Genomic DNA, 18,778 nt, shown 5'->3' on the forward strand with positions numbered 1-18,778 from the left:
TGTTCCACTTGTTCGCATGTACGCATGGCAGCGGCTGGTCACCCGCGACCACATCGACTTCGGTCGTGTGTGGTCGTCGTCCTGTTGAGCTGACCCCCTGCCCTGCGGCCCGTCGCCGATAAGGCCGGGCCCCTTCCGCGGTTCTCCTTCCTCTTCCGCCGCGCGCCTTCACACTCCACGCCGCTCCTTCGGCGACCCCTCCCCTCGCTCCACCTTCTTCGCCGTCCCCCCTCCCCTCCCAGGGGCCCCTTCTCCTTTTCCTTCTCCTTTTCCTTCCTCTCCTCCCTCCGTCCCGCTCGCAGAAGGGCGCGGTATGCGCTTCGGCGTCATGACTCTGATCGACAACGTCCCGGACGCGCTGTCCGGACGCCTCCTCACCCCACACGACCGGCTCCGCGAGGTCGTCGAACTCGCCGTACTGGCCGAGGAGTTGGGGTTCGACGCCTTCGGTGTCGGAGAGCGGCACGGGGCGCCGTTCCTGTCCAGCTCGCCACCCGCGGTGCTGGGCGCGATCGCCGCCCGGACCCACCGGATCCGGCTGTTCACCACCGTCACCGTGCTGTCCACCCTCGACCCGGTACGCGTCGCGGAGGACTACGCCACCGTCGACCAGCTCTCCGGCGGCCGGCTGGAGCTGACCATCGGCAAGGGCAACGCGCCCGAGCCCTGGCACCTCTTCCACCGCGATCCGGGCGACCAGTACGCGCTGCAGGAGGAGAACTACGAACTGCTGCGCCGGCTGTGGAGCGAGGAACAGGTCACCTGGTCGGGCCGGTTCCGGCCGCCGCTGAAGAACGCCACGGTGCTGCCCCGCCCGTTCCGGCGGCCGCCCACCGTCTGGCACGGCAGCGCCACCAGCGAGCGTTCGGTGGAGCTGGCGGCCCTGTGGGGCGATCCGGTCTTCGCGGCCAACGTCATCCAGCCGGTGGCCGCTTACGCCAAGCTGATCGACCACTACCGGGCCCGCTGGGCGGACTACGGCCACGATCCGGCGGCCGCGCTGGTCGCCTCGGGCGGCACGCTCTACGCGGCGGCCGACGACCGCACCGCCCGCCGGGAGTTCGCGCCGTACTACGAGGCGGCGGTCGCCGCGCGCGACGTACCGGGCAACAACACCCCGTTCCGCACCCTGGACGAGGCCGCCGACCACGGTCCGGCACTGGTCGGTTCGCCCGCGCGGATCGCCGGCAAGATCCTGTCGCAGCACGTGGCCTACGGCCATGCGCTGCAGTTCTTCTCCGTGGACAGCGCCGGGCTGCCGTTCGCCCGCAAGGCCGAGGTGCTGCGGCTGACCGCCGCCGAGGTGCTGCCGCAGCTGCGCCACGAGCTCCCCGACCCGCTGCCCTGGCCGACGCCCGTACCGGCCGCGACGCCGGAGCCGGCCGTGGAGGCGGCCCGATGACCACCACGCCCCGGCCGCGGCCGACCGCCCGGCTGACGGTCCGCCACACCACCGTCGGCGATCCGCTCGCCCGCCCGCTGCTGGACGAGCTGACCCACGAATACAGCACCCGCTACCAAAAGCCGGTCGACCTCGGCCTGGAGTACCCGGCGGAGGAGTTCGCCCCGCCCGGCGGCACGTTCCTGCTGCTCCTCGCGGACGGCCAGCCGGTGGCCGGCGGCGCCTACCGCCGCCTCGACGCCCGGACCGCCGAACGGATGGGGGCACCCCCGGACGGAGTCTGGGGGAGGATCTGGACGCACTCCGCCCACCGCCGGCGCGGACTGGCCCGGCGGGTCCTCGACGTCCTGGAGCAGGACGCCGCGGCCCGCGGCTACACCCGCGTCCACCTGACGACCGGTCCCCGCCAGCCCGAGGCCAAGGTCCTCTACCTCGCCGCGGGCTACCGGCCGCTGTTCGACCTGTCCGCCGACCCGGAATCGATCGGCCCGCTGCCGTTCGAGAAGCACCTGGAGACCCCGCGCCCATGACCACCACCACGCCCCGCACCACCGCACTGCGCGCCACGGCGCTGCTGGCCACCGCGGTCCTGGCGCTCACCGCCTGCGGCTCCGGCGACCCGTCGGGCGGCACCGGCGCCACCGGACCGGCCGCCGCGCAGGCCAAGATCCCCACCACCGACGTGGTCTCCGGCGTCACGAAGGACCCGGCGGCGGCGAAACTGCTGCCCGCCGACGTCCGCGAGCGCGGCACCCTCGCGCTCGCCGCCAGCGTCGGCACCCCGCCGGGCGCCACCTACCTGCCCGACGGCACGACCCTGGCCGGTGAGGACATCGACTTCGCGGACGCGGTCGGCAAGGCCCTCGGGCTGCGGATCCACCGCGAGGTGGCGAGCTTCGAGGCGATCCTGCCGGCCCTCGGCAGCGGCAAGTACGACGTGGGCACCGGCAACTTCGGCGTCACCGACGAGCGCCGCAGGACCATCGACTTCGTCACGTACATCAACGACGGCCAGGGCTTCGCGGCCCGCAAGGACAGCCCGCTGAAGAAGGTCACCTCGCTCAAGCGGCTGTGCGGACTGACCGTCGCCACCGGCGCGGGCACCACCTTCGAGGCGACGCTGGAGCAGAACCGGCACCTGTGCACCGAGGCCGGCCGGAAGCCGTACGACGTCAAGACCTTCGCCGAGCAGGGGGCGCTGTGGATCTCGCTCCAGCAGGGCCGCAGCGACGTGGTGATGAGCACGATCAACGGGCTGCGGTACGCCGTCAAGCAGCAGCCCGGCCTGAAGTTCCTCAACGAGTTCAAACGGCTCGACGTCGGCTTCGCGTTCAAGAAGGGCACCCCGCTGGCGCCCGCCTTCCGGGCCGCTGTCAACCATCTGAAGAAGGACGGCACCTACGACCGGATCCTGAAGAAGTGGGGCACCGGGCCCTCGGCGATCAAGTCGTCGCAGATCAGCCCGCCGGAGATCAAGTAATCCGGGTGGATCAGGCCCCGGCACGGCCCGGCCACTTGCCGCCACCACTCGGTCGGGTACCGACCGTTACGCTCTTCATACAGTCAGTTTCCTTATAGGGCGCGGAAGCTGATGGCGCGCCACCCTCTTTGCACCAGATGTGTCACGAACCCCCCGTGCGGCCGCTATCCACTTGGCACTCCCTCGGCCTGATGGACGACGATAGGGGCAGGAACACACACAGACCACGGGTGAGAGGAGGCGTCAATGGGATCGGTGCGCAAGGCGAGTGCTTGGCTTGGCCTCGTCGACGACGGTGATGACGAGCGCTACTACGACGACGACTACGCCGAGGGACCCGATGCCGCCGGCCCGGGTGGCAACCCCTGGGTGACCGACCCCCGGGTCCGGGTGGCCGACGAGGCCGCCCAGGACCAGGGCACCCGCATCGCCACGGTCACCCCGGAGAGCTTCCGGGACGCCCGTGGCATCGGCGAGCTGTTCCGGGAGGGCGTCCCGGTGATCGTCAACCTGACGTCCATGGAGTCCGCCGACGCCAAGCGGGTCGTCGACTTCGCGGCCGGCCTCACCTTCGGCCTGCGCGGTTCGATCGAGCGGGTCGCCACCCGGGTCTTCCTGCTCACCCCCGCCGACTACCGGGTGCTCAGCGGCGAGACCCACGACCACCGCAACGGCGGCTTCTTCAACCAGAGTTAGGGGCAAGGCCGCTCACCGGGGGCGCCGTGCGCCGCCGGCCTCCGCTCACCGGAAGGCATCCAGCCCGGTGAGCGCCTTGCCCAGCACCAGCTGGTGCATCTCGACGGTGCCCTCGTAGGTGAGCACCGATTCGAGGTTGGTCGCATGCCGCATGACGGGGTACTCCAGCGAGATCCCGTTGGCGCCGAGGATCGTCCGGGACGTGCGGCAGATCTCGATCGCCTCCCGGACGTTGTTCAGCTTGCCGAAGCTGATCTGCTCGGGGCGCAGCCGCCCCGCGTCCATCCGCAGCCCCAGGTGGTGGGCCAGCAGGATCCCCTTGTGCAGTTCGACGGCCATGTCGGCGAGCTTGGCCTGGGTCAGCTGGAAGCCGCCGATCGGCTTGCCGAACTGCTCCCGGGTACGGGCGTACTCCAGCGCCGCCTCGAAGCTGGCGCGGGCCGCGCCCATCGAGCCCCAGACGATGCCGTAGCGGGCGTGGCTCAGGCAGCCGAGCGGGCCGCGCAGACCGGTGACGCCGGGGAGCACCGCGTCGGCCGGCAGCCGCACCTCGTCCATGACGAGTTCGCTGGTCACCGAGGCGCGCAGGGACCACTTGTGCTTGATCTCGGGGGCCGAGAAGCCCGGGGCGTCGGTGGGCACGACGAAGCCGCGGATGCCGTCGTCGGTCCGGGCCCACACCACCGCGACGCCGGCCACCGAGCCGTTGGTGATCCACATCTTGCGGCCGGTCAGCACCCAGTCGTCGCCGTCCCGCTTGGCGTAGGTGCGCATCGCGGCCGGGTCGGAGCCGTGGTCCGGCTCGGTCAGGCCGAAGCAGCCGATGGTCTCGCCGGCCGCCATCCCGGGCAGCCACTGCTGCTTCTGCTCCTCGGAGCCGAAGCGCCAGATCGCGTACATGGCGAGCGAGCCCTGGACGGAGACCAGCGAGCGGATGCCGGAGTCGGCGGCCTCCAGTTCCAGGCAGGCCAGGCCGTACTGGACGGCGGAGGCGCCGGCGCAGCCGTAGCCGGTCAGGGACATGCCGAGGGCGCCGATCGCGCCGAGTTCCCTGGCCAGTTCGCGGATGCCGGGGAGTTCACCCGCCTCGTACCACTCCGCGATGTGCGGCAGGACGCGGTCGGCGGCCCATTGGCGGACGGTGCCGCGGACCGCGCGGTCCTCGTCGGTGAGCAGGTCGTCGATGCCCAGCGGGTCGCCCGGGTCGAACGGCGGAACTGTCGAAGAAGCTGAGGAAGCTGGCTTGGCTGGCATGGCGGGCCTCCGGCGGGTTCAGCGCGCGACTAAAACTAGCAGTGGTAGTTATGCAGCGCGTCCGACGGTACGGCCCGCGGTGCCGCGCGGCAAGGGCCGGCGCCGCGCGGCGGGACGGAAAAGCGGGAGGTCCGGGGAGCTCAGCGGCCGGAGCCGGCCGGAGCGGGCTCGCCGGTGCCACGCCCGGCGCCCGCCGGGGCGCCCTCCGCGGTGCCGGTGTCGCCCTCGGCCCGCTCGGTGGTCTCCGCGGCCCGGCGCGGCAGCCGCAGCGCGATGCCCGCACCGACCAGCAGCAGCACGGCGCTGGCGACGAGGGTGATGTGCAGCCCGCGGACGAAGGAGTCGCGGGCGGCGATCCGCAGCGCCTCCTTGGCGCTCTGGCCCAGGCCCGCGGCGACCTTGTACGCCTCGCCCAGGGAGTGCGCGGCGGACGCGGACGTCTTCGCGGAGACGCCGTCGACGTGCGTCAGACCGGGGGCGTAGGCGGCGTTCATGACGCTGCCGAGCAGCGCGACGCCGATCCCGGCACCGAGCTGGTAGGAGGTCTCGCCGATGGCCGCGGCACCGCCCGACTGCTCGGCCGGGGCCTCGCTGAGCATCGACTCGTAGGCGCCGAACAGCGTGGACTGGAAGCCGAAGCCGAGCAGCACGAAGCCGCCGGACAGCAGCCACGGGCGGTCCTGGCTGCTCATCGCGGTCAGGCAGAGCACCGCGACGGCGGTGAGCACGAAGCCGAGCGAGACCATCGCCCGCGGCCCGAGGGCCTGCAGCAGCTTCGAGCCGGTGAGGCCGGCGGCCATCGCGGCGAACACCAGGGGCAGCATCCGCAGCCCGGTCTCCAGGGGGCTGAGCCCGAGGACGAGCTGGAGGTACTGGACGGCGATCAGCTGGAGGCCGACCAGCGCGAGCATGGCCAGCACGATGCAGCCGACGGAGGTGCCGAAGGCCGGCCGGGCGAACAGCCGCATGTCGATCAGCGGGTGCGCCCGCCGGCGCTGGCGCCGTACGAAGAGCAGCAGCAGGGCCACGCCGAGCACGATCGGCAGGAGCGTGGTCGGTCCCACGATCGCCGCGCCGCTGCCGATCCGCTTGACGCCGAGCACGATGCCCAGCACGCCGAGCGCCGCGACGACCGCGCCGATCACGTCCCAGGGACCGTTGCGCTCACCGCGCGACTCCGGCAGCAGCCAGCGTCCTATCAGGAGCATCGCCGACATCATCGGGATGTTGATCAGGAAGACCGAGCCCCACCAGAAGTTCTCGACGAGGAAGCCGCCGAGGACCGGGCCGACCGCGGCGCCGACCGCGGCGACCGCGCTCCACACGCCGATGGCGACCGCACGCTCCCGGCGGTCGGGGAAGACCTGCCGGAGGATCGACAGCGTCGCGGGCATGATCATCGCGCCGCCGATGCCGAGCAGGGCGCGCGCCGTCATCAGGATCTGCGGATTGGGGGCGAGCGCGGCGACGGCCGAGGCCAGGCCGAAGAGGCCGTAACCGAGCAGGAGGATGCGGCGGCGGCCGACGCGGTCGCCGAGCGTGCCGAAGAGGATCAGCAACGAGGCCGCGATCAGCGGGTAGATGTCGACGATCCAGAGCAGCTCGACCGGTCCCGGCCGCAGGTCCTCGGTGACCGAGGGCACGGCGACGTAGAGGATCGTGGTGTCCAGTGCGACGAAGAGCAGGCTGACGCAGAGCACGATCAGCACGGTCCAGCGGTTCACACCGCCGCCTGGAAGCCGGGGAACACCAGCCGTCCGTCCCTTGCCGGACGCGGTCGTCCCGGACATGCAGCACCTCCAGTCATGCTCTCGCGGCCACGGATCAGGGCGCGAAAAACGCCCCGGGGGAACCGGCGGCACGGGCGAGTAGAGACGTCAGACTACGCGAGTCCTCGAGGGTGCCGCGTGGCTCACCTCACGATGAGACGCTCATCGCAGCACCGGACGTTCCCCCTCCGCCCGTCGCCCGGCATTTCCGGAGACCTGGATAATCGTCCAGATGAACGATCTTGCCTCGGCCGCGGTTCCCGGCCGGACCGCACGGGACGGCGCCGCGGTGGTCGCCGCGCTGCGCCGGGCCGCGCCCGCGCTGGCGGCGTACGCCGCGGTCCGGCTGCTCGGGCTGCTGGTGCTCGGCGCCTGGTCGGCCGCGAACGGCAAGGACTGGCACACCCTGCTCACCGCCCGCTGGGACTCGCTCTGGTACACCCGCGTCGCCGAGCAGGGCTACGGCTACAGCGTGCAGCTGGCCAACGGCGACGTGCACTCCAACCTGGCGTTCTTCCCGCTGCTGCCGTGGCTGGAGCGGGGCCTGTCGGCGCTCACGCCGCTGTCGGCCGCGGACGCCGGAATGGCGGTGGCCTGGTCGGCGTCGCTGGCCGCGGCCTGGGCGCTGTACGCGACCGGCGAGCGGCTGCACGGGCCGCGGGCCGGGATCGCGCTGGCGGCACTGTGGGCCGCGCTGCCGGTCGGGATCGTGCAGTCGATGGCGTACTCGGAGTCGCTGTTCACCGCGCTCGCGGCCTGGGGCGTCCACTCCGTGCTGACCGGGCGCTGGGTGACGGCGGGGGTACTGGCGTCGCTGGCCGGGCTGACCCGGCCGGTGGGTGCGGCGGTGGTCGCCGCGGTGTGGGTCACCGCGGCGGTGACCCTGTGGCGCGAGCGGGCCGCGGGCGTACGGCTGCGCGCGGCGTTCCGCTCCCACCCCGGCATGGCGGCCGGGGTGCTGCTCGCGCCGCTCGGCTGGTGCGGCTACTTCGTATGGGTGGGGATCCGCGAGGGCTCGGCCACCGGCTATCTGGACGTCCAGGGCGGCTGGGGCAACGGCTTCGACGGCGGCGTCGCGTTCGCCGGGTTCATCGGGCAGCAGCCCTTCGCGGCCGGTCTCGGACTGCTGGCCGGCGTCGGACTGGTGATCTGGCTGTACGTCCACGGGGTGCGGCGCGGCCAGCCGCTGCCGCTGGCGGTCTACGGTGGGCTGGTGCTGCTACTGGCGCTGACCGCCAAGGGCTACTTCGGGTCCAAGCCGCGGCTGATGATGCCGGCCTACCCGCTGCTGCTGCCCCCGGCGGCGGCGCTCGCCCGGTGGCGGCCGGCCTGGTCCTGGCTGGTCATCGGGGTGGTGGCGGCGGGGGCCGCGATCTACGGGGCGTTCTGGCTGAACGGATCGGGCCCGCCGTGACCCGGCCGCGACCACAAAGATCAACTTCTTCCGGCCGGCAGCCGGATGATCCTCTTCCGCGATCGCGGCCGCGAGGAAACATCGTCCAACGCCCCAGTAAATAGCCGATAAACTCCCTTCGGAGAAAAGCAGATAAGGCGCTCGACGGACCGACACGCGGACGTCCGGAAGCGATTGGGAATCCTTCGGAATTCCCTTCCAAATCCCGCCGCCGAAGCCCCGATTGAGACCCATTCCACATCACATCGTCATTACAAAGCGCACAGTTTGACCAAGCGCCTACATCACAGGCGGTAACGTCGATTGAGTGCGTACCGATGAGAAGAAGCTCGACCAGATGGAGGAGCGCCCGACCGATCGCGCCCGACCACCCCAGATGACCCGGACCCGCCTGTGGCTGTTCGGCGGCACGCTGGCGGTGTACGCGGCGATCGTGGTCGGAGTGCTGACCACCTCCTGGCTGGTCACCTTCGACTGGCAGGTCATGTTCTTCAGGCCGTACAAGCAATGGCCTGCGATCCACGCGTTCCTCGACTACTTCGTGGTGCTCGGCCAGCGCGGCCCGACCGCGGTGGCGGTGGCGGCCTGGCTGGGCTGGCGCTGCTGGCGCCAGCGCAACCTCCACCCGCTGCTGGTGCTCGGCGCCTCACTGCTGCTGCTGAACATCACGGTGGGCGCCGCGAAGCTGGGCATGGGGCGGCTCGGTCCGCACTACGCGACGACGGTCGGCGCCAACGAGATGTGGCTGGGCGGCGACATATTCCCCTCGGGCCACACCGCGAACGCCGTGGTCACCTGGGGCGTGCTGGCCTATCTGGCGACCACCCCGCTGCGCCGCCGCACGCTGTCGGTGATCGCCGCGCTGGGCGCGCTGGGCGTCGGCATGACGACCGTCTACCTCGGCACCCACTGGGTCAGTGACGTGCTGCTCGGCTGGGCCGCCGGCCTGCTGGTGCTGCTGGCGATGCCCTGGCTGGAGCCCGGCGTCACCTGGGTCGAGGACCGCCTCATGGGCATCCTGCTGCGGCTGTGGCTGCGGCTGCGCCCCGATTCGCTGCGCGGCCCGCTGCCGGCCGGCTCGCTGGCTCCCGGCCTCTCCCGGCAGCGCCTCGCCCCGGACGGCGAGGTGCTGGTCCGCGAGACCATCGGCGCCACCACGGGCGGCCGCCCGGCCACCCGCGCCCCGGACGGCGGCTGGCCGCACCACGCGTCGCGCCCGTACACCATCCGGTCGGAGCGCACCCCGGCGAATCCCGCGGGCAGCCGGCGGCCGCCGCACGCGGACCGCGTCCCGCGCACGACCCCGCTCGGCCCGACGTCCGTGCGCGGCCGCAACACCGGCGGCTGACCGCCCCACCAGCCGCGGGGCCGGTACGCACACACCCCCACCCCGCAGCGAAGGCCCCGGCCGCTCCTCCGAGCGGCCGGGGCCTTCGTCGTCGTTCCGTCCGTCGTGCCGGGGCGTCGTGCCGCAGGCGCTCAGCCCGGCCAGCAGCGGTGCACCACGTTGTCCTTGACCTCGAAGTTCAGCCGGCCGGCGACGTACTCCATGGTGATCACCGTGCCGGGCGGCAGCGCGCGGACGGTGCTCCAGCCGCGCCCCCGGGCCCGCTCCTCGGCGTCCTGCTGCTCCAGACCGACATAGGTCCGGACGTCGTCCTCGGGATTGGTCGGAAAGTCGGGTACGTCACTCATGACAGCCACCGTAGGCGCCCGTCCCGGGCCCGCGGAAGGGCCGTCCGCCGCACACCCCGGTGACTTTCCGGTCCGTCATTGGTCACACTTGTGTCACAGCCGGCGTTCCGGCGTTTGCCGGAACTTCCGTCACCCGTACGCGCCGGGTGACGGCGCAACCGGGTGGAAAAATAAAACCGGCTGAATTCCGCCGTGATCGGATACGAAACGGACACGGCCGCTCCGGGCACCGGGCAACACCGGCCGGAAATTAATCCACGGTCAGCCCCGGATTCCCGCTTACCGGACGCCCATTCCTGGCCGCCGGGGAATTGGCGGACGCACCACACTCCACACACATTTCCCGCACATCGCACCGCGGCGGCGCGGCCGACCGGGCAGCGGGGACGGCGGGGCGGGCGGGCCGGCGCGGGCGGGCATGCGGAAGCCCGGCCGGCGTCCCCGCCGACCGGGCTTGCGCGCCCCGGGCTCCGCCGGCGTCCGGCTCAGCCCGCGTCCGGACCGGCGACCCGAACGGCCAGGTCGTTGTCGAGCGTGTAGTACGGGCCGATGCGGAGCTGCGCCGCGGCCGAGGCCACCGGCAGCGCCGGGTAGCTGAAGACCTGCTTCTTGTCGGCGACGTCGTCGAGGAGCCGGGCGATCCGGACCGGCCGGGCGCCCTCGGCGGGGCGCAGCCACAGGTCCCAGGGCTCGGTGCCGTGCGCCCAGCGGGCGGCCAGCTCCTCGTAGGGCAGCGTGAAGCAGAACTCCGCGCCGTCGACGGTCAGCGGGACGGTGACGGGCGCCGGGGCCGTCTCCGGGGAGCCGGCGGCGCGCCGGGCGCGGGCCTCGGCCAGGGCGCCGGCGGCCGGGGCGGCGCCGTAGAGCCGCCCGGAGACCGTCATGCCGTCCGGCGTGACGAGGATGTCCCCGGCCTCGGCGTGCGGCCCGCGCAGCCAGCTGCGCAGCGCGAGGTTGCCGAGCTTGGTCGCGTACGGGATGCGGACCCCGAGCCGGCCGATGCCGGCCAGCGGACGGCGGTCCACCAGCGACCGCAGGTCGTTGACCCCGGGCTGCAGGCGCCGCAGCGCGCTGCCGTCGCCGAGGTCGGCATAGGCGTTCCAGCGGCCCTCGGCGAGCGCGACGGTGCTGGGCAGCACGGCCCGCAGCCGGCCGGCGCCGTTCGGGCCGAGCGGCAGCCGGACCTCGTCGTCCGCGCCGTCGCCGCCGCGCCGCCGCAGCACCAGCGCCGCGCTCCAGGCGGGCGCGGTGTCCTGCGGGGCGGTCAGGTCGAAGGTGAGGCCCCCGGCGGAGTCCGCGATGCAGTCGGCGCGCAGCTCGGCGGGCGCGGCCGTGCCGTCCGCCCGCTTCTGCCGCCCGGCCCGCCGTTCGCGTCCGTCGGGTGCCGCGCCGCTCACGGCCGTGGCTTCCTGATCGATGGCGGCCGACTCCTTCGTCTCGTCTCCGGTCCAGGTCAACTGGCGCGACGCGGTCATGCCGTGCGCACCCCTCCCAGCGCGGCGCGGGCCGCGTCCTTCGTGGCGTAGGCGCCGCTGAGCAGCGCTCCCCGGGCGCGGTGCAGACCGCCGTGCAGCCGGCTGGCGCGTCGGCGCGCCAGCAGGTCGCCGAAGAGCGCCTCGTGGCGTGCGGCGATCCGGGCGGGGTCGAAGCGGGCGGACGCGGCGAGGGCGGCGGTGCCCATCCGGCGGCGGGCGGCGTCGTCGCCGATCAGCGTCAGCAGCGCGCCGGCCATCGCCTCCGGGTCGCCGACCGGCACCAGCCGGCCGTCCACCCCGTCGGCGATGATCTCGCCGGGGCCGTGCGGGCAGTCCGTGGCGACGACCGGCAGTCCGCACCGCATCGCCTCGACGATCGTCATGCCGAACGCCTCCATGCTGGAGGAGACCGCGGCGATCGAGCCCTTGGCCCACTCGGCCTCCAGGGGATGGGCCGGGCCCATCAGGAAGACGTGGTTGTACAGCCCGAGTTCGTCGATCAGCGACCGCAGCGCGGCCTTCTCGGCCCCGCCGCCGTAGATCCGCAGCCGCCAGTCCGGGCGCTCGGCGGCGACCCGGGCGAAGGCCCGGATCAGGACGTCGTAGCGCTTGACGGGGGCGAGTCGGCCGGCCGCGACGACGACCTTCCCGGTGCCGTCGGCGGGCGGCAGCGCGGGCGCGGGCACGCCGTTGGGCACCGCCTCGACGCGTACGCCCGGCAGCCGCAGCCTGCGGCGGTAGGCGCGGGCGTCGGCCTCCGTGACGGTGGTGACCGCGTCCAGCCGCGGATAGGCCCCGCGCAGCGCCAGTTTGAGCGCCCGGCTGTGGGTGTCGAGGGTCAGATGTTCCTGGCCGATACGCACCGGGCCGCGCCGCGTCTGCCGGGCGAGGTGCACGTTCAGCCCGGGCCGGGTGCCGACCACCACATCGGCCTCGATCCGGCGCAGGTGCTGGGCTATCCGCCGGTCGGTGAGCTCGCTGTACTGGTCGTAGCGGCGCTCCGCGGCCGGGAAGACCTTCGCGGGCCGGGCGTGCGCCGGGTCGTCGCCGTCGAAGCCGGGCCCGGTTTCCCTGAGGTCGACGAGGTGCCGCAGCGCGACCCGCGGTCCGGGGTCGAAGACGGGGGCGTCGCGGTGGCGCAGGACGGACACGATCTCGACGTCGTGCTGCTCGGCGAGCGTACGCGCCAGCGTGCACGTCGTACGGATCGTCCCCCCGATGCCGTAGGCGTTGTGTATCAGGAATGAGATGTGCATCGTCCCTGTGTCCCCATGGTCTTCCGGTCGTCCCGCTCTCCCCGCGGTCGCCGCGCGCACCCCTCCCCCGCGCAAGGCATCCCCTTCTCTGAACGCGAAGACCGCACAACCTGGTTCCGGGTTGGGGACTTTGGCCAAGATGTGCCGAAAGAGTTAGGCCATCGGTAGCGGTGGGACGGAACCCTTCCGCCGGAAGTCCCGTCCGGCCCGGCCGCGTTGGCGCGCTACGACGAAGTGCCCCACGGCGTGGCGGCGGCGGACGGCCGGACTCCACCACCCGCGTATCGGTCATTCTCCGCCGCGGCCGCCCCCGGATTCTGTCCGGATCCGGCCCGGGCTCCACCTTGCCGGAGCCCCGGCCCAACCGGAAGCCTGTACGGGGCCGTTGCGGCGCCCGGCGTCCGACGCCGGGGCACGGTGGGGCACTTCGTCTGCTCGAACGGGGGAGCAGCCGAACCGCGACGGTCCGGCCCGCACCGGGGGAGGTGCCGGGCCGCCGAGGAGGAACCGGTGAGGATCAGACGATGGGGCACGGCGGTGGCGGCCGCCTTACTGGCGGTCGGCGGCCTCGTGGTGGCCGGCCCGGCGAGCGCGGCCGACCAGGACGGCGGCGCATCCGCACCCCGGCCCCCCTCGGGCCACTGGGCCCGGTACGACACCTTCTCCCGCTCCCTGGCCGGCCGGACCGAGTGCCGCGCCATCGGCGAGGCCGGCCGCCGCCAGGGCCGCTGGCCCGCCTACTCCTGCGACTCCGGCGTCTTCACGACCTACTTGGCGGTCTGGGTGCCCTGAGCCGGCGGGCCGACGGTCTGCGCCCCTTGAGACGCGGAACCGGCCGGCGGGGCCCCCGGTGGCGCCACACCTCCGGGCCGGTCCCCTTGCGGCGGCGGACCGCCCGCCGTACTCGCAGGTGACGCCGCGCCGACCGGCGGGACCTCCTGAGGCGGTGCAGAACCATCCGTGGCGACCGCCTGAGGCGGCGTGGAAGCGACCGGCTTGGTCTCCGGCGGCAACGGGCCAGCCGGCCTGGTCTCCGGTGGTACCGCGTCGACCGTCTCGGCCACCGGAGGCACCCCGTCGGCCGTCTCGGCCACCGGTGGCACCACACCGTTCTCGTTCCCGCTCGGTGTCACCGGGCCGGGGCCGGTGGGCCGCCGGGCCGGATCGGTCCCCGGGCTTTCCGGGGTTCCCGGGATCCGCAGCGTGAGGCCGGCCTTCAGCCGGCGCGGATCATCGCCCAGGGCGGCGCGGTTGGCCTTGTAGAGCGCCCGCCAGCCGCCCTTGACGTGCAGGCTGCGGGCGATCTTGCCCAGCGTGTCGCCGCGCCGGACGACATAGGTCCGGTCGTCGCTGATCAGCCCGTAGCGCCTGGCGCAGACCGGCCAGGCGCCCCAGCCCTGCGCGGCCTGCACCTTCTTCGCGACCAGGATCTGCTCCTTACGGGTCGCGAGGTCGGCCCGCCGCGCGAAGGCCAGCCCGCCGAACGCCTCCCAGGTGGGCTGCCAGAACTGCAGCCCGCCGTAGAAGGTGTTGCCGGTGTTGATGTGCCAGTCGCCGCTGCTCTCGCACTCGGCGAGGCAGGCCCAGGGCCAGTCGTTGCCGGCACAGGCGTGCCGGGCCCGCACCGGCGCGGGCGCGCCGCCGCCGTCGTACGGGACCTCGGCGGCGGCACCGGGCGGGCACAGGCCGAGGACGAGGGCGGCGGCCGCCGCGGTGAGCCTCCCGACGGTTGCCACGACACGCCGTGCGGCCGAAGAGTTGTCCGACATAGCCGGTGACGGTAAGCAGGCACCCCCGGCCGGCTCGCGCGCCGCGCCCGCGAGGGCCCGCTCCCACCCGCTCCGGTGTACGGAACGCGGCCGACTGCGCCATGCCTTGCGCAGAACATGTCCGTACGTGATCGCCCAACGGGTGACTTTCCGCAGTTCTCCTCTGTGCGGGGAATGGTTCGATTCTGTTCCCGTCGTCGCGTGACCCCTGCCGCAGGTCGCCCGTTGTCCTTGTACGAGCCGGGAGACCGCCCGGCAGACGCACAGAGATCGAGGAGCCACCCGTGCCGCGCATGCTCGACGTCAGCGACGACGTTCGCGCCGAGATCGGCGACGAAGAAGCCGACCGCCTGCTGGCCGGTGGCGACGCCCCCGGCAGCTACGACTGCACCTCCTGCCGGACCCCCGGAGACAGCGAGCAGGAGCGCACCAGCACCGTCCTGTTCGTGGGCGAGGAGACCGCGGTGCTCGCGTTCGCCCATGCCACCTGCATCCCCTCCCAGGTCGTCCCGGTATCGGAGGAGCAGCTCCAGGGAGCCGTGCGCTCCATCACCGGAGAGGACGCCGCCCCCGGTTCCGGAGTGGAGGCCCCGGCGGCCGCTCCGATCCCCACGAATGAACGCCAGGCCACCCTCGGGATCACCTGCGGTCTGGTGCTCGTCGAGGACGATCTGCGCCCGGCCCTGGTCGTCGAACCGGACGGCCCGATCGCCCGTCCCGGCTCGGTCGGCCCGGACGACGACTTCCTGCCGCTGCTCCTGGAGCAGGGCTTCCAGCCGGTGTCGGACATGAACAAGCTCCCCGCCATGATCCCGGGCTGGTCGGCCCTGCTGGCGATGGGCAAGCTGCACGCCGTGCTGCAGCCGGGCAGCGGCGGCAGCCAGGCCGCCTGGTGGCAGGCCCACCAGCCGCTGGCCGTGTCGGACGGCTGGCGCACCGCGGCCAACAAGGCCCAGACCGTGCTGATGTACGCCGCGCCCACGGGCACCATCGGCCACCAGCCGCGCGAGGACCTCATGCGGCAGGCGCTGGAGGGGGCCGCCGCGCAGGGCAAGCTGGTCGCCGCGGCCATGCCGCTGGCCGGCACCTGACCGACCCGGCACCCGATCGCGGGGGCAGGACCGTCGTTTCGGCCGGTCCCGCCCCCGCGATCAGCCATTTCCGCGCACAGGCCGCATCCCGCGGCCATCGGGGTCGTTGGCACATACGTGCACGCATACGACCCCTCCTCCCGCGCCCCGTACACCCACCCGATCCCCGGCATGCGCCCGTCGCACGAACACGGGACGACGCACCCGACCGACCGTGGTTCCGCCACGCCGATCTACGACGCGTTGTACGCCGAGTACCGCCGCTCCTTCCGGGCCCTGCCCGGGGACCGCACGGACGAGCCGGAGACCTCGGAAGTGCTGCGCGGCACCGGGAGTTGGAGCCGTACGACGGCGCCCACGGGCCACTGGGAGGTCGTCGGCCGCCAGCCGTACCAGCACCCCCGCAGCCACCTCCCGGCCCTCCCCCCGAGCCCCCGGGACGCCCACCCCCGCCACCCCTGAGGCCCCGGGGCACCGGCAGCCGCTACTTCTTCTTGCTGCGCTTCTCCCGCACCCGCACGGAAATGTGGATCGGCGTGCCCTCGAAACCGAACTCCTCGCGCAGGCGGCGCTCGATGAAGCGGCGGTAGCCGGCCTCGAGGAAGCCGGAGGCGAAGAGGACGAAGCGGGGCGGCTTGGTGCCGGCCTGGGTGCCGAAGAGGATGCGGGGCTGCTTGCCGCCGCGGATCGGGTGCGGGTGGGAAGCGACGATCTCACCGAGGAAGGCGTTCAGCCGGCCGGTGGGGATACGGGTCTCCCAGCCGGCCAGCGCGGTCTCGATGGCCGGGACCAGCTTCTCCATGTGGCGGCCGGTGCGCGCGGAGACGTTCACCCGCATCGCCCACGGGACCTGGACGAGGTCCCGCTCGATCTCCCGCTCCAGGTAGAAGCGGCGCTCCTCGTCGAGGTTGTCCCACTTGTTGTAGGCGATGACCAGGGCCCGGCCGGCCTCCACGGCCATCGTGATGATCCGCTGGTCCTGGACGCTGATGGACTCCCCCGCGTCGATCAGGACGACCGCGACCTCGGCCTTCTCCACGGCCGCCGCGGTGCGCAGCGAGGCGTAGTAGTCCGCGCCCTCCTGGAGGTGCACCCGGCGGCGGATACCGGCGGTGTCCACGAACTTCCAGGTCTTGCCGCCGAGTTGGATCAGCTCGTCGACCGGGTCGCGGGTGGTGCCGGCCAGTTCGTTGACGACCACCCGCTCCTCACCGGCGACCTTGTTCAGCAGCGAGGACTTGCCGACGTTCGGGCGGCCGATCAGCGCGACCCGGCGCGGCCCGCCGACGGCCTGGCCGAAGGTCTGCGCGGGCGCCTCGGGCAGCGCCTCCAGCGCCGCGTCGAGCATGTCGCCGGTGCCCCGGCCGTGCAGCGCGGAGACCGGGTGCGGCTCGCCGAGGCCCAGCGACCACAGCATGGCCGCGTCGGCCTCGCCGGACGGGCCGTCGACCTTGTTGGCGACCAGCACGACCGGCTTGCCGGCCCGGCGCAGCAGCTTGACGACGGCCTCGTCGGTGTCGGTCGCGCCCACCTTGGCGTCGACGACGAAGACCACCGCGTCGGCGGCCTCGATGGCGAACTCGGCCTGCATCGCCACGGACGCGTCGATGCCGAGGACGTCCTGCTCCCAGCCGCCGGTGTCGACGACCTTGAAGCGGCGGCCGTTCCAGTCCGCCTCGTAGGTGACCCGGTCGCGGGTGACGCCCGGCTTGTCCTCGACGACCGCCTCACGACGGCCGATGATGCGGTTCACCAGTGTCGACTTACCGACGTTGGGGCGGCCGATGACGGCGAGGACGGGCAGCGGGCCGTGGCCGGCCGCGGCGATGTCGCCCTCGACCTCCTCGAGGTCGAAGCCCTCCTGCGCGGCGAGCTCCATGAACTCCGCGTACTCGGCGTCGCCAAGCGCACCGTGCTCGTCGCCGGTGGGGATCTGGTCGTTCATGAAGTCCGTTCCTCGTTCATCATCGTGATCGGTGGGCCGCTCGTCCGCGGCCCACTACTCAAGTTTCGGTCAGCGCCCGGTCAGGCGCCTGGCCGCTGCCAGGTGGGCGGTCAGCCGCTCCTGGATCCGTACGGTCGCCTCGTCGAGCGCCTTACGGGTGCGCCGGCCACTGCCGTCGCCCGCCTCGAAGGCGTCGCCGAAGACGACGTCGACGCGGCTGCGCAGCGGCGGTACGGCCGGTGTGAGCCGGCTGCGGCGGTCCGCGCCGCCGAGGACCGCCACCGGCACGACGGAGGCGCCGGAGCGCACCGCGAAGTACGCCAGGCCCGCCCGCAGGGACGCGAAGTCGCCCGCGCCGCGGGTGCCCTCCGGGAAGATCCCCAGCACCCCGCCGTGCGCCAGCACCGCGAGCGCGTCGGTGATCGCCTTGCGGTCGGCGGCGCTGCGGTCCACCTTCAGCTGCCCGATGCCCCGCAGGAACGGGTCCAGCGGGCCGACGAAGGCTTCCTTCTTGATCAGGAAGTGCACCGGCCGCGGCGCGGTGCCCATCAGCATCGGGCCGTCGATGCCGTGCGAGTGGTTGACGGCGAGGATCACCGGGCCGGTGGACGGCACCCGCCAGGCGCCCAGCACCCGCGGCCGCCACAGGCCGTACATCAGCCCGATGCCGATCCGCCGGCCGACCGCGGCACCGGTGGCGCTCGGGACTCCGGACGCCTGCCCGGCCCCGGCGCCGGCGCCGGTGGCGCTCGGTGCCCCCGTGTCGGTCACCGGGCGAGTCCCGCCTTTTCGGCGCTGGCGCCCTCGATGAGGGTGACCACGCACTCGATGACCTGGTCGAGGGTGAGCTCGGTGGTGTCCACCTCGACCGCGTCGTCCGCCTTGGCCAGCGGCGAGGTCTTGCGGGAGGAGTCGGCGGTGTCCCGCTTGATCAGCGCCTCGCGGGTGGCCGCCAGGTCCGCGGCCTCCTTGCCCTTGAGCTCGCCGCTGCGGCGGGCCGCCCGCGCCTCGGGCGAGGCGGTGAGGAAGACCTTGAGGTCGGCGTCGGGCAGGACCGTGCTGCCGATGTCCCGGCCCTCGACGACGATGCCGTTCGGGGCCGCGGCGGCGATGGAGCGCTGCAGGTCGGTGATCAGGGACCGCACCTCGGGGACCGCGCTGACGGCGCTGACCGCGGCGGTGACCTCCTGGGTGCGGATCGGGCCCGCCGCGTCCAGGCCGTCGACCGTGATGGTCGGGGCGGACGGGTCCGTGCCGGAGACGATCACGGGCTTGGCGGCGGCGTCGGCCACCGCCGTGGCGTCGTTCACATCGATGCCGTTGTTCAGCATCCACCACGTGATCGCGCGGTACTGGGCGCCGGTGTCGAGGTAGCCGAGGCCCAGCTTGGCGGCGACGGACTTGGACGTGCTGGACTTGCCCGTGCCTGCGGGGCCGTCGATGGCGACAATCACTGCAGCCGGGGCGGTCCGGGCGGCGGTTTCCACGGTGACGAACACCTTTCTGGTACACGGGGCGGGGTCCAAGGGCCA

At 73.2% G+C, this 18,778-nt stretch carries 18 protein-coding genes; 9 read left to right on the forward strand and 9 right to left on the reverse strand.

All coding sequences use genetic code 11. The features are described from left to right. Positions 1-313: 313 nt before the first annotated feature. The 4 genes from V2J85_RS26635 to V2J85_RS26650 all read left to right on the forward strand — a co-directional run bounded on the left by V2J85_RS26635 (position 314) and on the right by V2J85_RS26650 (position 3,578). Positions 314-1,402, forward strand: a complete 1,089-nt coding sequence (locus V2J85_RS26635; RefSeq protein WP_261952297.1) for an LLM class flavin-dependent oxidoreductase — start codon at positions 314-316, stop codon at positions 1,400-1,402. Further along, a complete protein-coding gene (locus tag V2J85_RS26640; RefSeq protein ID WP_330822977.1) occupies positions 1,399-1,932 on the forward strand; it encodes a GNAT family N-acetyltransferase in 534 nt (177 codons plus the stop codon). The genes V2J85_RS26635 and V2J85_RS26640 overlap by 4 nt, the downstream gene beginning before the upstream one ends. After that, complete coding sequence (locus tag V2J85_RS26645) at positions 1,929-2,882, forward strand: ABC transporter substrate-binding protein (protein WP_261952295.1); 954 nt, start codon at positions 1,929-1,931, stop codon at positions 2,880-2,882. The genes V2J85_RS26640 and V2J85_RS26645 overlap by 4 nt, the downstream gene beginning before the upstream one ends. 246 nt (positions 2,883-3,128) lie before the next feature. Further along, entirely contained in the window at positions 3,129-3,578 is a 450-nt protein-coding gene (locus tag V2J85_RS26650; protein ID WP_261952294.1) for a cell division protein SepF, read from the forward strand. Positions 3,579-3,623: 45 nt separating this feature from the next. Here V2J85_RS26650 and V2J85_RS26655 read toward each other — a convergent pair whose 3' ends face one another. After that, the gene (locus tag V2J85_RS26655; protein WP_261952293.1) at positions 3,624-4,832 is read right to left on the reverse strand and encodes an acyl-CoA dehydrogenase family protein; all 1,209 of its coding nucleotides are present in this window, start codon (positions 4,830-4,832) and stop codon (positions 3,624-3,626) included. A 140-nt stretch (positions 4,833-4,972) separates the two neighbouring features. Then, positions 4,973-6,622, reverse strand: a complete 1,650-nt coding sequence (locus V2J85_RS26660; protein ID WP_261952292.1) for an MFS transporter — start codon at positions 6,620-6,622, stop codon at positions 4,973-4,975. Between the two features lie 211 nt (positions 6,623-6,833). Between V2J85_RS26660 and V2J85_RS26665 the strand changes: the two genes are divergently transcribed. Together V2J85_RS26665 and V2J85_RS26670 are read left to right on the forward strand one after the other, a co-directional pair. Next, a complete protein-coding gene (locus tag V2J85_RS26665) occupies positions 6,834-8,015 on the forward strand; it encodes a hypothetical protein (RefSeq protein ID WP_261952291.1) in 1,182 nt (393 codons plus the stop codon). Between the two features lie 307 nt (positions 8,016-8,322). After that, a complete protein-coding gene (locus V2J85_RS26670) occupies positions 8,323-9,363 on the forward strand; it encodes a phosphatase PAP2 family protein (RefSeq protein WP_330822978.1) in 1,041 nt (346 codons plus the stop codon). Between the two features lie 131 nt (positions 9,364-9,494). On the opposite strand, the gene V2J85_RS26675 is transcribed toward V2J85_RS26670, so the two are convergent. The 3 genes from V2J85_RS26675 to V2J85_RS26685 form a co-directional block, all read right to left on the reverse strand. Next, positions 9,495-9,710, reverse strand: a complete 216-nt coding sequence (locus tag V2J85_RS26675; protein WP_030414095.1) for an I78 family peptidase inhibitor — start codon at positions 9,708-9,710, stop codon at positions 9,495-9,497. A gap of 485 nt (positions 9,711-10,195) precedes the next feature. Further along, positions 10,196-11,185 (reverse strand): hypothetical protein, encoded by a 990-nt coding sequence (locus tag V2J85_RS26680; RefSeq protein WP_261952289.1) that lies wholly within the window; start codon positions 11,183-11,185, stop codon positions 10,196-10,198. Further along, positions 11,182-12,441 carry a glycosyltransferase family 4 protein gene (locus tag V2J85_RS26685; RefSeq protein ID WP_330822979.1) on the reverse strand — a complete coding sequence of 420 codons (1,260 nt, stop codon included), beginning with the start codon at positions 12,439-12,441 and terminating at the stop codon, positions 11,182-11,184. The genes V2J85_RS26680 and V2J85_RS26685 overlap by 4 nt, the downstream gene beginning before the upstream one ends. 510 nt (positions 12,442-12,951) lie before the next feature. Here V2J85_RS26685 and V2J85_RS26690 point away from each other — a divergent pair. After that, positions 12,952-13,233 carry a hypothetical protein gene (locus V2J85_RS26690; RefSeq protein ID WP_330822982.1) on the forward strand — a complete coding sequence of 94 codons (282 nt, stop codon included), beginning with the start codon at positions 12,952-12,954 and terminating at the stop codon, positions 13,231-13,233. On the opposite strand, the gene V2J85_RS26695 is transcribed toward V2J85_RS26690, so the two are convergent. After that, positions 13,209-14,210 (reverse strand): LysM peptidoglycan-binding domain-containing protein, encoded by a 1,002-nt coding sequence (locus V2J85_RS26695; protein WP_330822984.1) that lies wholly within the window; start codon positions 14,208-14,210, stop codon positions 13,209-13,211. The two genes, V2J85_RS26690 and V2J85_RS26695, sit on opposite strands and share 25 nt — an antisense overlap. Before the next feature lie 284 nt (positions 14,211-14,494). Between V2J85_RS26695 and V2J85_RS26700 the strand changes: the two genes are divergently transcribed. Together V2J85_RS26700 and V2J85_RS26705 are read left to right on the forward strand one after the other, a co-directional pair. Beyond that, the gene (locus tag V2J85_RS26700) at positions 14,495-15,301 is read left to right on the forward strand and encodes a hypothetical protein (protein ID WP_330822986.1); all 807 of its coding nucleotides are present in this window, start codon (positions 14,495-14,497) and stop codon (positions 15,299-15,301) included. Positions 15,302-15,418: 117 nt separating this feature from the next. Then, positions 15,419-15,763, forward strand: coding sequence for a hypothetical protein (locus tag V2J85_RS26705; protein WP_261952285.1), 345 nt, complete (start codon positions 15,419-15,421; stop codon positions 15,761-15,763). Positions 15,764-15,785: 22 nt separating this feature from the next. On the opposite strand, the gene der is transcribed toward V2J85_RS26705, so the two are convergent. From der to cmk, 3 genes are all read right to left on the reverse strand, one after another. Then, positions 15,786-17,246 (reverse strand): ribosome biogenesis GTPase Der, encoded by a 1,461-nt coding sequence (gene der / locus V2J85_RS26710; protein WP_261952284.1) that lies wholly within the window; start codon positions 17,244-17,246, stop codon positions 15,786-15,788. A 69-nt stretch (positions 17,247-17,315) separates the two neighbouring features. Then, positions 17,316-17,903, reverse strand: a complete 588-nt coding sequence (locus V2J85_RS26715) for a lysophospholipid acyltransferase family protein (protein WP_261957193.1) — start codon at positions 17,901-17,903, stop codon at positions 17,316-17,318. Between the two features lie 110 nt (positions 17,904-18,013). Then, a complete protein-coding gene (gene cmk / locus V2J85_RS26720) occupies positions 18,014-18,733 on the reverse strand; it encodes a (d)CMP kinase (RefSeq protein WP_410011169.1) in 720 nt (239 codons plus the stop codon). Between the last annotated feature and the right edge of the window lie 45 nt (positions 18,734-18,778).

The organism is Streptomyces bugieae (assembly GCF_036352915.1).
Taxonomy (GTDB): Bacteria; Actinomycetota; Actinomycetes; order Streptomycetales; family Streptomycetaceae; genus Streptomyces; species Streptomyces endophytica.

Bases quoted from the DNA above. Each gene is read 5' to 3' on its own strand.
- V2J85_RS26635 (WP_261952297.1), top strand. From the start codon at position 314: ATGCGCTTCGGCGTCATGACTCTGATCGACAACGTCCCGGACGCGCTG.
- V2J85_RS26640 (WP_330822977.1), top strand. From the start codon at position 1,399: ATGACCACCACGCCCCGGCCGCGGCCGACCGCCCGGCTGACGGTCCGC.
- V2J85_RS26645 (WP_261952295.1), top strand. From the start codon at position 1,929: ATGACCACCACCACGCCCCGCACCACCGCACTGCGCGCCACGGCGCTG.
- V2J85_RS26650 (WP_261952294.1), top strand. From the start codon at position 3,129: ATGGGATCGGTGCGCAAGGCGAGTGCTTGGCTTGGCCTCGTCGACGAC.
- V2J85_RS26655 (WP_261952293.1), bottom strand. From the start codon at position 4,832: ATGCCAGCCAAGCCAGCTTCCTCAGCTTCTTCGACAGTTCCGCCGTTC.
- V2J85_RS26660 (WP_261952292.1), bottom strand. From the start codon at position 6,622: ATGTCCGGGACGACCGCGTCCGGCAAGGGACGGACGGCTGGTGTTCCC.
- V2J85_RS26665 (WP_261952291.1), top strand. From the start codon at position 6,834: ATGAACGATCTTGCCTCGGCCGCGGTTCCCGGCCGGACCGCACGGGAC.
- V2J85_RS26675 (WP_030414095.1), bottom strand. From the start codon at position 9,710: ATGAGTGACGTACCCGACTTTCCGACCAATCCCGAGGACGACGTCCGG.
- V2J85_RS26680 (WP_261952289.1), bottom strand. From the start codon at position 11,185: ATGACCGCGTCGCGCCAGTTGACCTGGACCGGAGACGAGACGAAGGAG.
- V2J85_RS26685 (WP_330822979.1), bottom strand. From the start codon at position 12,441: ATGCACATCTCATTCCTGATACACAACGCCTACGGCATCGGGGGGACG.
- V2J85_RS26695 (WP_330822984.1), bottom strand. From the start codon at position 14,210: ATGTCGGACAACTCTTCGGCCGCACGGCGTGTCGTGGCAACCGTCGGG.
- der (WP_261952284.1), bottom strand. From the start codon at position 17,246: ATGAACGACCAGATCCCCACCGGCGACGAGCACGGTGCGCTTGGCGAC.
- V2J85_RS26715 (WP_261957193.1), bottom strand. From the start codon at position 17,903: ATGTACGGCCTGTGGCGGCCGCGGGTGCTGGGCGCCTGGCGGGTGCCG.